Genomic DNA, 13,095 nt, shown 5'->3' with positions numbered 1-13,095 from the left:
TGCCAAAAATGGAAAGCAGATCACATTACGACTGGCGCAACAGCTGATCCTTGAGGTTGGGCGGCACACCACGAATGGTCAGGGTATCGGTCTGGGGATCATAAAACACCCGACTGTTCAGCAACTTCTGCTCGAAGCTCAGGGTCAGACCGCCGCCAGAGCCGACAAACTTGGTCAGGCCGCGCAGAGTGGAGCGATCGGCTGGGAAGCGATCTTCCAGCTCATATTCCTGCCCGATGAAGCTGTAAAAATCGAGGTCACCATCACCAGGCAATTCTGCAGAAAGCTCTTTGATTTCGATCTCTTCGCCGGCGCTGGCCTGTTCGGTGCAATATTTGAAAACCTGTTTCTTGTAGTCGTTGCGCTCGGCCGGCTCCAGCTGACGGCTGTCACAATAATCGTCTACCGCCTGCAGCAACCCCTTATTTTGCACCTTGGTATCCATCCCCTCACGGGCACCCAGCAGATCCATGAAGAAGTCGCCCAATTTGCGGCCAACCCGCCCCTTGCTGAAGGTGATATAACGGCGCGAATCCGGCTGGGTTTTCCATTCGGTCAGATCGATGCGGGCCACCAGATTGAGTTTGCCGATATCCAGATACTGGATATGACGCAGTTCCAGCGCCTCGCTGACGGTAACGCTCTCCTTGCCTTCCAGCAGGGCGATCATCAGGTAATCGACTCCTACATAGTTGTATTTCGCAAACAGCAGCACACCTTGCTCGTCGAGGGCGTGCTCCACCAGATTCTTGACCAGCAACTGGGTCATGTTGACCGAGAAAGGAACGAATTCGCTCTGATCGCCGAGCAGTTGTTCGAGGGCGATACGAAAAGCGGGAGAAGGTTGTTTGGGGGCTGCTTCCCCCTCCGCCAGCTCGGCGACGGCGGCTTCTGGATCGGCGAAAAAGCCGAAACCCTTGCCCCCCTTGCCATTGTAAATGCGATGCAGCTCCGCCATCAGCCCCTGTACCGCCTCATCGGCAGGCAGGGTCTGGCTGCGGGTGTCGGCGTGAGGTTGACCATCGCCGCCCTGGCGCAGGGAGTGAAGAATGATCTTGTCGATATCGAGACTCATGTCACAAAGCCATAGTGTTAGCCGAAAGGGTGAAGTATTATAAGACGCTTTGAACCGAGATGAACTGAAGATTATGCCCATCGTATCAAAGTACACAAACCAGCAATTTGATGACCTGATGAACGACCTGATCACCGTACTGGAAAAGCACAAAGCGCCAGTCGACCTCAGCCTGATGGTGCTGGGAAATGTGACCACCAATATCATCAATGGCATGGCCCCGGCACAACGCCAGGCGATCACTGAAAAATTTGTCCAGGCACTGACTTCCTCGGTTGACAATCGCCACGACGCACACTGAGTCGCCGCTTTTTTTGACGTTTTTCAAAGCAGATGGATCACTATGGTCGAAACTGGCAACCCCTATCGTGATAATGTCTCTCGCCTGATCACCTGGGGACATTGGTTCTCCTTCTTCAACATCATTTTGGCCATGCTGATTGCCACCCGCTATCTGGGGGCGATCAGCTGGCCGTCGACCACGCTCGGCGTGACTTATCTCATCATCAGCTGGATAGGTCACTTCTCGTTTCTGAGCTTTGTCACCTATCTGTTGACGATTTTCCCCTTGAGTTTCGTGCTGCCCAAAGAGAAGCCCCTGCGCTTCATTTCGGCCATCATAGCCACCCTGGCACAGGTGTTGTTGCTCATCGATACCCAGGTGTTCCAGCTGTTCAAGTTCCACCTCAACGGCCAGGTGTGGCAGCTGCTGCTGGAGCAGGCCCAGACGGAGGAGGGCTCGATCTGGAGCATCATCTTCGTCGCCGTGCCGACCATCTTCCTGATTCAACTGCTGCTGTCGGCCTATGTGTGGCGCAAGATAAACAAACACAAGCGCCGCCAGTACGGCAATCAGGTGGGGCTGGCCCTGCTGGTCTGTTTCATCCTGACCCACGTGGTCAACAGCTGGGCCGATGCCACCCTGTATCAACCCATTACCATGCAGCGCGCCAACTTCCCGCTCTCCTATCCCATGACCGCCAAGAGTTTCCTGGCCAAGCACGGCTGGCTGGATCTGGATCAGTACGAGAAGAAGGCCGAATCCCAGGATGGCACCAATGACAGCCGCCTGCGCTACCCGCTGCGTCCGCTCAGCGTCAACGCCCCCGCTGAGCACAAGAATCTGCTGGTGGTCGTCGTCGACTCGCTGCGGGCCGATATGCTCAACAACATCAACATGCCCAATCTGCAGCGCTATGCGGATCAGCACCTCAACTTCCGCAACCACATGAGTGGCGGCAACGATGATGTGATGGGGATGTTCAGCCTCTTCTATGGCCTGCCGGGCCACTATTACGACGACATTCGCAACGAAAAGACGCCCCCGGTACTGTTCGACGAAATGTTGCGTCAGGACTATCAGTTCGGCCTGTTCGGCGCACTGGAAGACGCCCAGCAGTATCGCCAGAGCCTGCTCTCTGGCCTGCGCAAGCAGGTGTTCGTCTCAGAGCAAACTGATGACAACCAGCTGATCGGCGACTGGCAACAGTGGCTCGCCAAACGTTCGCCGGACAGACCCTGGTTCTCGCTGGTCTATCTGTCGAGCCCGGGCGATTACCAGTTGCCGGCCAACATCAAGGGTCCCTTCCAGCCCGAGCTGACCAAGTTCAATCCGGCCACCGCCTATCAGGCCGAGAACTTGCAAAAGCTGGAGAATCGCTACAAGAACACTGTCTTCTATACCGACCAGTTGCTGGAACAGATGCTGACCCAGCTGCAACAGCAGGGGCTCAATGAGCAGACCATAGTCGTCATCACCTCCAACCACGGTCAGGAGTTCAACGAAACCCAGAACAACAGCTGGGGCTATGGCACCAACTACTCGCCCTACCAGGTGCAGGTGCCCTTCGTGCTGGCCTGGCCGGGCAATGACACCCTGCCGCAGAGTCAGGCGAGCAGTCATCTGGATCTGGTGCCAACCCTGATGCAGGGCATGCTGGGAGTACGTAATCCGGCGCGGGACTACAGCATAGGCCGCAACCTGTTCGACACCAGCCCGCGCAACTGGCTGCTGGCGGGAGATCAGCGCGACTTCGCCATCTATCAGGGCAACACCATCACCCACTTCAACAAGCAGGGGGACTTCGAGTTGCTGGAGCGCAACAGCTACCGTCCCATCGAGCACGGTACCCCCGACATGGGCGTCATGATCCAGGTGATGAACGAGCTGAACCGCTTCTATCGCGCCCCCTGAGGCCAGCCTACCCGCAATGAACAGCCCGCTCTCGCAGCGGGCTTTTTATTGCGTCTCAGCCAGCACAACCAGGGGAGAGAACAGCTCAGCACTCATCGTCAATCGGCGCCTCTCTCCCCCAGAGACCAGGCGGATCGCCTCCCCGGCAAACGCAAACGTTCGCTCCTACCTTGCTGAGTTTGCTATCAAAAAAATCAGTCTGATCAAGATCATAAAAATCAAATGATAACTATTATCAATCATTGATCTGGCTGGACCACTCTGCAATAATCCGTGGCCTTCAGGCTCAAATAATAACTATTCTCAATATGAAAACACTGCTTCACTACTGGCCCATGCTGCTGTCCGGTACAGCGCTGGCCGCCAGCGATCCGGCCGGGATCGACGAGACTGGCATCCCTCCTCACCTCAAGGCGCGCGAGACCATAGTGGTCAAGGGCCAGCGGGTCGAACAGAAACTGTCCGATATCTCGGGCTCCATCACCGTTATCACAGAGGAAGATCTGGAACGCCAGATCGCCACCGAGCTCACCGATGTGTTCAAGAACGAGCCCGGCGTCTCGGTGACCGGCTCGGCGGGCCGGCCGCAAAACATCAGCATCCGCGGCATTGGCGGCAACCGGGTGCTGATCATCAAGGACGGGGTCCGGGTCAGCGATGGCTTCGGCGCCGACGACCTCAACGACAAGGTGGGCCGTTTCAACTTCGATCTGGATGACGTCAAGCAGATCGAGGTGGCCAAGGGGGCCGGCTCCGCCCTGCACGGCTCGGACGCCATCGGCGGCACCGTGGTCATCACCACCAAGCAGCCGGAAGATTACCTGCAGGGGCAGGATGCCTACCTCAGCAGCAAGATGCTGCACGACGGCAGCAGCGACAAGCAGAAACTGAGCACCACCGGCGCCGCCCGCTTGGGTGAGAGCGCCCACCTGCTGCGCCTCTCCGGCTGGCAGGGGCACGAGACCGCCAACTACGACCAGAGCCGTATCCCGGCGGATCTCGACGGCCTCAGCGCCTCCACCAGCTCCAGCTTGACCCTTGATGAACAGCATCTGCTGCGCCTCGAGCTCGACTACTTCGAAGACAACGCCAAGCGGGATCAGGGGCCGCGCGAAGTACCCCAGCCCGACGGCAAGTGGCAGGTGCGCCAGTATCGCGAGAACAGCACCCAGCGCTCCCAGGGCGGCAAGCTGAGCTGGGAGGCGCAGGATCTCGGCCACCCGCTGGCCGACCGTTTTACCTGGAACCTGCACGGCAACTACGCCAAGAACACCGCCAACAAGCGCAGCCTGCTGCAAAATGACGTGCTGAGCGGCTACCCCCGCTATCGCAGCGAGCGGGAGCTGGCCACCTTCACCGAACACCTGCTCGGCAGCGAGCTGGATATCCGCCGCGATCTGGTCACCGGCGCCATCGAGCACAAGCTGAGCTACGGCATCGAGCTGGAACGCACCCGGCACGAGCGGCCCGTCGACAAGCTGACTCTGGAGGCGGGCATCCCCCAGCCCCGCCAGTCCGCCCCCTTCAGCAGCGCCCGCACCGATCGGGCCGGCATCTGGCTGGGAGACGTGGCGACCCTGGGCCAGTGGCAGTTCACCCCGACCCTGCGCATGGATCAGCAGTGGCTGAGCCCGCAGGATGGCCGGGGCGAGAGCAACCACAGCGGGCATATCTCGCCGAGCCTGGCCACCAGCTACCGCTTCAACGAGCAGTGGCGCAGCTGGCTGAGCTACGCCAACGGCTTCAGCGCTCCCTCCTACGACAAGGTGTACGGCAACATTCCCCACTACTTTGCCCTGCCGCCGTTCGAGATCATCGCCAACCCTAACCTCAAGGAGGAGACCAGCCACAGCTTCGAGTGGGGGGTGAGCGGCGAAGGGGATGAGTGGAGCATCAAGCCAGCACTGTTCTACAACCGCTACTACAACTTCGTCGACTGGCGTCAGGTGGGCTTTCGCCTGAGCGACGGGGTCATGCTCCGTCAATACCGCAACGTCGCCAAGTCCGAAACCTGGGGCGCCGAGATCGCCGCCAGCTACTGGCTGACTCAACAGTGGGAGCTGGCCACCAAGCTGGGCTGGGTCGACGGCAAGACCAGCCAGGGCGAATCGCCGCGCAACCTCACTCCGCTCGAGGGCAACACCCGCCTCAGCTATCAGACCAACGACTGGAGCCTGGGGCTGCAGGCCGACTACGCCGCCGCCATGAGCCGGGTGCCCAGCTGCGGCAACAGCCTGACCCAGCAGCAGGGCGAGTGCATGAAGAGCGCCGGCTGGCTCAGCTTCGCCCTGACCGCCGACTGGCAGATCACCGATGCCCTCAAGGCCAACCTAAAGCTCGATAACCTGCTCGATACCCGCTACACCCGCTATCAGGACGTTGCCGGGCTGGAAGCGGGCACGGATGCGGGCCTCTACACCCAGACGGGCCGCTCCCTGAGCGCCAGCCTGCGCTACACCTTCGTGGGGTTGTGATGCACGCACTCCTGATGCTGGCCAGCCTGCTGGCCAATCCGGCGCCCGCCCAGCCTGCCGACATTGCGACTGCCGACACCCCGAGCCAGGCCGTCGCCACCTCGGCGCCGCCCGCTGCCCCGCTTATTCCTCACCGCCCGCTGCCAATGCAGGGGGAGCGGGCCCGGCTCGATCCCTATGGCGGCTGGCGCGACGACAGCCGCCAGGATCCCGCCCTGCTGGCCCTGCTGGGCGAGCAGAACCGCTGGACCGAGCAGCGGCTCGCCGGCCAGCAGCCGCTGGAGCAGGCCCTGTTGGCCGAGTGGCAGGTGCAAGCACGCGGCGAGCCCATGCCGCAAGAGTGGCTGAGCGAGGCGGGCAGCCAGTGGCGGATGGAAGCCGACGGCAGCCTGTGGCAGCGAGATGGCGAGCAGACTGAGCCCCGCCAACGGCTGGCGGCCCGCCAGCCAGCCAGCGGCTACTACGAGCTCGCCAGCTGGGCCCTGCACCCGAACGGGCGCTGGCTGGCCCTGGCCGAAGATCTGCAGGGCGATCGGGATTACCGCATCACCCTGCTCGACCTGGCCGACGGCAAGCCCCTGGCGACCCTGACCCACCGGGCCAGCGATCTGCTCTGGAGCCTGGATGGCAAGATCCTCTACACCATCGCCAACGAACCCCGCACCCTGCGCCCCTGGCAGCTGTGGGCCTGGCGAGATGGCAAGGAGCAGCAGATCCACCAGGAGGCGGACCCCGCCTGGCTGCTCAGCCTCTATCGCACCACGGACAAACACCACCTGCTGCTGCAGAGCAACAACCACGACAGCTCGGAGCAGTACCTGCTGGACGAGGGGGCACCCTCTCTGCTCAAGGCCCGTCAGGCCGGCCTTGAGTACTACCTGGATACTCAGGGGGAACGGGTACTGCTCAAGAGCAACCGGGACGGTGCCCTCGGCCTCTATCAGGTGGCCGACCTGAGCCAGGTGGCCAAGGGAGAGTGGCAACAGCTCTGGTCTGGCGAGCAGAGGGGTCTCGAGAAGTGGCGCCTGTTTGCCGACTACACGGTGCTGCAGTATCGCCATCACGGGGATGCCTGGCTCGACGTGCTGGATGGCCGCGGCCGGCTCAGCCATCGTCTGCTGCTGACCGAGGGGGCCGGCACGGCCTGGATCCAGGGCGCCCACGACCCCGCCAGCGGGCAGATCCTGATCCGCCGCCAGGGCATGGCCGAGCCGCCGCACCAGCGCCTGCTCGACCTCGCCAGCGGCCGCTGGCTGCCGGACACCCGGGCCGCCCTCCCCTCCCCCTACCAGAGCGAGCGCCGCTGGGTGGTGGGCAAGGATGGCGTCAAGGTGCCGGTCTCCCTGGTGTGGCGCAAGGACATCCACACTCCCAAGGCCCTGCTGCTCTACGGCTATGGCGCCTATGGTACCCCCATGCGCCCCTACTACCAGCCGCAGGTGCTGAGCCTGCTGGATCGCGGCTTCGTCTACGCCATCGCCCACGTGCGCGGCGGCGGCATGCTGGGGGATGCGTGGTATCTGGCGGGACGCGGCCGCCACAAACAGCACAGCGTGGACGACTTCCTGACCGTGGCCGCTGCGCTGGCCCGGGATCCCGCCATCGACCCCGCCCGGCTGTTCGCCATGGGCGGCAGCGCCGGCGGCCTGCTGGTGGCGGCGGCCCTCAACCAAGCGCCGACCCGCTTCGCCGGGGCCGTGTTGCAGGTGCCCTTTGTCGATCTCATCGGCACCATGAGCGATCCCGAACTGCCGCTCACCCGCCAGGAGTACGCCGAGTGGGGCAACCCGGCCATTGCCGCCGATTACGCCGCCATGCGCCGCCTGAGCCCTTACGACAACCTGCATGCGGCTCCCTATCCCCCCGTCTATGTGACGGCCGGGCTGCACGACAGTCAGGTGCCCTACTGGGAGCCGCTCAAGTGGGTGGCCCGCCTGCGGGAACACAGCACGGGAGCGGGCCCCTATCTGCTCAGCACAGCCCTCGACGGCGGCCACCGCACCAGCCCGGGCAACGCGCGCCAGCAGGCGGCTCGCGAGTACGCCTTCCTGCTCACCCTGGCGGGCGCCCGCCGGTGATCCCTTTTCTCATTTTTGTGTTGGAGTAAACCATGAAACCCTCTTCCCTGGCCCTCTGGCTGGCGGCAACCCTGCTCTCCCAGCCGCTGCTGGCGGCCGAACTGCAGTTTGTCGATGAACAGCCGCTGACCACCACGCCGAAGCTCTGGCTCGAACAGCGCCTTGGCGTGACGCTCGCCCCCGACTACGACAGGGCCAGTCTGCTCGGCCATCACTACAGCTTCCGCCAGCTGGTCAACGGCCTGCCGGTGGCCACCATCCAGGCCGCCGTCAGCGTCGATCAAACAGGCAAGCCCTGGCGCATCTATCACAACAGCCGGCCGCTGCGGAGCAGCGAACCCGGCTGCGACGCCGCCGGCACTCTGGATCCCTTGCTGGAGCAGCTGCGCGACGGCGGCAGCGACATCGACACCCTTGGTCCGGTTGAAGCCTGGTACTGGCGCGACGGCGACACCCTGGTGCCGGCCCTGCGCCAGCGGGTACGCGAGCATCAGGCAGGCAACGCCAAGGCCAGCTATGTGCAGCTGTTCGCCAGTTGTGACGGCAGCCGCGAGCTCGGTCGCTGGATGGATGCGGCCACCACTCAGCCCAGCCGTGGCGCCGACGCCGGCTACACCCAGCTGGAGGCTCGGGTATTCGATCCGGATCCCCGAACCCAGCTGCGCGATGCCAGCCTGGTCTGGCACGAAGCCCTGCAACTGGCGGACGCCGCCTATCAGGACAAGGTGCCGCTGCCGGTCACCCTGGCGGGTGGACGCTATCTGCTGAGCGGCCCCCACGCCCGGGTGGTGGATGCCATGGAGCCGGACACCGCCCCCTTCAGCGCCGACAGCCCGCAGGCGTTTCGCCTCACCCGCGATGATCGCGGCTTTGCCGACATCAACGCCTATTACCATCTGGACTTGGCCCAGCGCCACATCAAGAAGCTGGGCTTTACCGGGCTCATCCCGGGGGCGCTCGACATAGACACTGAAGCCGGCTATCAGGACAACTCCCTCTATGATCCGTTCGAGCGCCGGCTGGAGCTGGGTCGCAGCGGTGTGCCCGATGCCGAGGATCCCATGGTGATCTGGCACGAGTTCGGCCACGCGGTGCAGCACCACATAGTGCCGGATCTCGGGGACGAGGCGGACTGGGGCGCCATCGGCGAGGGCTTCAGCGACTACCTGGCCGCCAGCCACCGCCAGCGCAGCGAGGCGGGTCGCCAGTTCGAACCTGCCATGGTATTCAACTGGGATGCCCGTTTCACCGGCCGCACCCCGCGCCAGCTGGACGATCTGCGTGCCCGCTACCACCCGGACTACAGCTACCCGGCCCACCGCACCATCAACGGCAGCAACGGCGATCAGTTGTGGGGCACACCGCTGTTCCAGGCGCTGCTGGCATCGGTGACCGAGCATGGCGAAGTGGCCCGGGACGAGTTTGATCGCCTCATCATCGAATCCCACTTCGGGCTGGGCCCGGCCATCCGCATGCCGCAGCTGGCACGTATCACGGTAGACACTGCGGCCCGGCTCTATCCGGCCCGTCACTACGCCCGTCATCTGGAACAAGCTTTCCGCCAGCACGGCCTCTTGCTGGCGCCAGTCAATATCGCCCTGGCAGAGGGCAGCGCCATCGAGCTGGGGCAGCGTCAATCCGTGCAACTGACCCTCACCAACCAGGGCAAGGCGCCGGTGACCCTCAATGAGCTGGCCCTGACCCTGCCCGCAGGGCTGCAAGCCGATCCCTATCAGTGGCAAACCACCACACTGGCGGCGGGTGCCAGCACCACCACCACGCAGCGGCTGCTGGCCCAGAGTCCGCTGGCCTGCGGCGATGAGGTGAGTCTGCCGGTAAGCCTCGCCATGACGGGAACCAGCCCGACCGAGCGCCAGTGGCAGCAATCACTGAGCCTGCCCATCGGCACGCCCATCATCAGCCACGCCACTGGCCAACCGCTGCGCCTCAACGATGCCCAGAGCGAGGAGGTGCGCGGCTTGAGTGAAGCCAGCCTGCTGCTGGAGCAGAGCAGTGACAAGGTGAGCGAGCAGTTGCAACTGAGCCTGGATCTGCAACACGACGCCCTGGATGAGCTGGAGATCTGGCTCAACTCGCCCTCCGGCACCCGCATCCAGCTCTGGGACAAGGGCTACAGCCCCTTGCCAAGGCTGAAGGGGATCTTCCCCACCGAGCTGCAGTCCCTGCAACCCTTCACCCCCTTGCTGGGAGAGCCGCTGGCCGGCAGATGGACGCTGGAAGTGGTGGACAGCAAACCCGGGCATCAGGGCCGCCTCAATGGCTGGAGCATCAGCCAGCGCATCGGCGCCCAGTGTGGTGAGCCAGTTGCCCCGCCAGATGACGGCATCATCCACTTCCAGGTGGATGACAGCAGCGGCGGCGGGGCAGCCAACCTGCTCTGGTTGCTGCCGCTGGCGCTCTGGCGCCGCCTTCGCCAGCGCGGCTGAGTAACCCACCCATATATAAGAAGAAGGGGCCCAGAGCCCCTTAACAAGGACAAGAGATGAACCTAACCTATTCCCGTCTGGCCTGCCTGCTGGCCCCCCTGCTCACCGCCTGTGGCGGTGGCGGCTCGGACGAGGCGCCGTTGGCGGCACCTGCCTATACCCTGAACGTCAATCTACCCGAGAGTGGCACCCTGTGCGTCAACCTCAACCAGAACACCCGCTGTGACGAGGGGGAACCCGGCGTCAGCGGCGTGGCCGGTGCCCGTCAGCTGAGCGGCACCTCCCCCGCCCTGCTGACCAGCCCGCTGCTGTTCCTGCCAACCAACCCGGCTGCGCCGACGCTGCTGCATCCGGCCGCCCGACTGGATGGCCAGACCCTGACCCCCAGCCTGCTCAGCACTCTGCTGCAAAGCCGCATCGCCGAGGGACATCCTCCCAAACAGGCACTCGACCAGATGCTGAGCGCGCTGGCACCGCTGCAACCGGGTCAGGGGCTGGCCGCCCTGTCGCAACTGGCCGACTTCAACCTGGCACTGGGGCAACTGCTGCAGACGGTGATCGATGCCGAGCCGGGAATATCGGACCTTTCGCCCGTCCTCGTGCAAGCCGTGGTGTGGCCGGCACTCGACAGCCTGCTGCCCGAACTGGCCAGCCACTTCGCCCTGCACGGCGAGCTGACCGGCCTGCAGGAGAGTGTCACCCGCCTGCTGCAACAGCAATACTCCCATCCCCTGGTCACCGGCAGTGGCGTCACTACCTACACGGATGGCGTCGACTACCTGCTCACCCAGGAGCCCGCCGATCACCCGGGTCAGGAGGCCAGCCTGGGCAAGGCCCCCTTGCGCTATCGCAAGCTGGATGGCAAGGGCCAGCCCCTGCCGGATGACGCCCCCGTCTGGGAGTGTGTGGAGGATCTCACTACCCGCCTCATCTGGGAGAGGAAGCTGAATGATGCAAAGAACCCGCGCGACCTGCATCGCACCTTCGCCTGGGAGCTTGATGACTATCACCCCACCCAGGAGGAGCGCGACTACGCCTGCCCCGAGGGCGAGGCCATCTGCACCACGGAGCAGTATCGCCAGTGGCTCAACGCCCAGCAGCTGTGCGGCATCACCAGCTGGCGCATGCCGCACTCGCGCGAGCTGATGAGTCTGCAGCACTACGGCTCGCTCGCCCGCCAGTATGGCCAGCTGGTCACTATGGATGTGCGCTACTTCCCCGATGTCGGCACCACCACCAAGGATTTCAGCGGCTACTACTGGAGCCAGACCCTGACCCCGTCCCGTCGGCTGGAGAGCGCCCCCCTGAGCGCCATCGCTCATATCTTCCTCGGCGATGACGCCGGCACCGACTACGCCACCACAGTTCAAAACAGCGATGATGCCAACGGTCTGCAACTGCGACTGGTGGCGGAGGTAACCCGATGAACCGATTGATGTTGACCCTGCTGCTGACCCTCGGCAGCCACCTCGCCCTGGCCACCGCCATCTGCGATGACACCATGCCCAGAACCAGCCCCACCGCCCGCTTCATCGATCGCGGCAACGGCACCGTCACAGACAGGAGCACGGGCCTGACCTGGATGCGCTGCCAACTCGGCCAGACCTGGCGCGACCAGAGCTGCAGCGGCGAGCCGACCCGGCTTTACTGGCAGCAGGCCCTGCTGACGGCAGAGCGGATCCGTACCGAACCCAGTCATGCCCTGTACGGCTTTGGCGGCTATCGCGACTGGCGCCTGCCCACCATCAAGGAGCTGACCAGCGTGCTGGAGTCCGCCTGCTACAAGCCTGCGCTGAACGAGACTATCTTCCCGCGCGCCATGGCTGGCGAAGGGAAAGAGGTGAACGATGGTTACGTCTATCTCTGGTCCTCGACCCCTGTGCCGGCCAGCAAGAGCGTCGCCTATCTGGATATCACCAGCGGCGCCATCGGGATGCGAGCACCTGGTGCTTGGGCCAAACAGGTGATGCTGGTGCGCTGATTGTGCAGGGGTGGCCGGAAGAGACTGCTGAAAACAGGATCCGCTTCCGGTCACCCCAGCCCCTTGCAGATGAGGCGTACAAGGAGTGTGCGCCCTGTCAGAAAACAGCCAGAACACGTCACTCTGTGCCGGATCCGGCATGATTTGCACCGCAGATCGCTGGCATGAAACGGACAGAGCGGTTAGTCTAGCGGCGTTGAACCAACCCCATGAGGTACAGATGAAAACCGTATTGCGTTTTAGCCTGCTGGGCGCCTTGTTGCTGGGCGGCCATGCCTTCGCCGCCGAACCGAAAAAATTTGATATCAGCATGTTCCCGGCCGCCGAAGTAAACCAGGAACGTGTCGTGATCCGCCTGCCGGAAGTCGAGAACGAAGCCGATATGATGGTCGAGCTGCAGGTCGGCAAGAAAATGATGGTCGATTGCAATGTGCCGCGCTTCGCGGGCAATCTGGAGCAGCACAGCGTCAAGGGCTGGGGCTACAACTACCTGATGCTCGGCAAGGTGTCCGATCCCATCAGCACCCTGATGGCCTGCCCGGATGGCCAGAAGAAAGAGACCTTCGTCCAGATCTACGGTCAGGGCTTCTTCGTGAACTACAACTCCAAGCTGCCGTTCGTGCTCTACGTCCCGCAGGAGTATGAAGTGCGTTACCGTCTGTGGCGTGCCGACAACCTGGCCCAGCCGGCCATGATAGAGTAAGTCTCCATCGAGACCAAACCTCCCGCTTTGGTTCATGAATGATGCAAAATAGAGCGCCAAATGGCGCTTTATTTTTAAGCAAAAATCGTCTGTACCGCCCGCCAAACCTTTACAGAACCTGACATAACTCCGCTTTTTTTCTC

General features: G+C 63.2%; 9 protein-coding genes. 8 read left to right on the top strand and 1 reads right to left on the bottom strand.

Annotated elements, in window-relative coordinates; genetic code table 11:
• Positions 1–25: 25 nt before the first annotated feature.
• Entirely contained in the window at positions 26–1,075 is a 1,050-nt protein-coding gene (yejK, locus tag ACW5XD_RS21735; RefSeq protein ID WP_456496684.1) for a nucleoid-associated protein YejK, read from the bottom strand.
• A 73-nt stretch (positions 1,076–1,148) separates the two neighbouring features.
• Here yejK and ACW5XD_RS21730 point away from each other — a divergent pair, with 73 nt between their 5' ends.
• From ACW5XD_RS21730 to eco, 8 genes are all read left to right on the top strand, one after another.
• On the top strand, positions 1,149–1,376 hold the full coding sequence (locus tag ACW5XD_RS21730) for a YejL family protein (RefSeq protein WP_042034515.1): 228 nt from the start codon (positions 1,149–1,151) through the stop codon (positions 1,374–1,376).
• A gap of 42 nt (positions 1,377–1,418) precedes the next feature.
• Complete coding sequence (locus ACW5XD_RS21725) at positions 1,419–3,269, top strand: DUF3413 domain-containing protein (RefSeq protein WP_456496683.1); 1,851 nt, start codon at positions 1,419–1,421, stop codon at positions 3,267–3,269.
• 308 nt (positions 3,270–3,577) lie between these two features.
• Positions 3,578–5,743, top strand: coding sequence for a TonB-dependent hemoglobin/transferrin/lactoferrin family receptor (locus ACW5XD_RS21720; protein ID WP_456496682.1), 2,166 nt, complete (start codon positions 3,578–3,580; stop codon positions 5,741–5,743).
• The gene (locus ACW5XD_RS21715) at positions 5,743–7,821 is read left to right on the top strand and encodes a prolyl oligopeptidase family serine peptidase (protein ID WP_456496681.1); all 2,079 of its coding nucleotides are present in this window, start codon (positions 5,743–5,745) and stop codon (positions 7,819–7,821) included. The genes ACW5XD_RS21720 and ACW5XD_RS21715 overlap by 1 nt, the downstream gene beginning before the upstream one ends.
• A 32-nt stretch (positions 7,822–7,853) precedes the next feature.
• The gene (locus ACW5XD_RS21710) at positions 7,854–10,268 is read left to right on the top strand and encodes a proprotein convertase P-domain-containing protein (protein ID WP_456496680.1); all 2,415 of its coding nucleotides are present in this window, start codon (positions 7,854–7,856) and stop codon (positions 10,266–10,268) included.
• A gap of 56 nt (positions 10,269–10,324) precedes the next feature.
• Positions 10,325–11,695: an Lcl C-terminal domain-containing protein gene (locus ACW5XD_RS21705; protein ID WP_456496679.1), complete on the top strand. Its 1,371-nt coding sequence runs from the start codon at positions 10,325–10,327 to the stop codon at positions 11,693–11,695.
• On the top strand, positions 11,692–12,249 hold the full coding sequence (locus tag ACW5XD_RS21700; protein WP_456496678.1) for an Lcl C-terminal domain-containing protein: 558 nt from the start codon (positions 11,692–11,694) through the stop codon (positions 12,247–12,249). The genes ACW5XD_RS21705 and ACW5XD_RS21700 overlap by 4 nt, the downstream gene beginning before the upstream one ends.
• A gap of 220 nt (positions 12,250–12,469) precedes the next feature.
• Entirely contained in the window at positions 12,470–12,952 is a 483-nt protein-coding gene (gene eco / locus ACW5XD_RS21695; RefSeq protein WP_043557129.1) for a serine protease inhibitor ecotin, read from the top strand.
• The last annotated feature ends 143 nt before the right edge of the window (positions 12,953–13,095 follow it).

This window comes from Aeromonas enterica (genome assembly GCF_054052465.1).
This window is presented reverse-complemented; position numbering and strand designations above follow the sequence as displayed.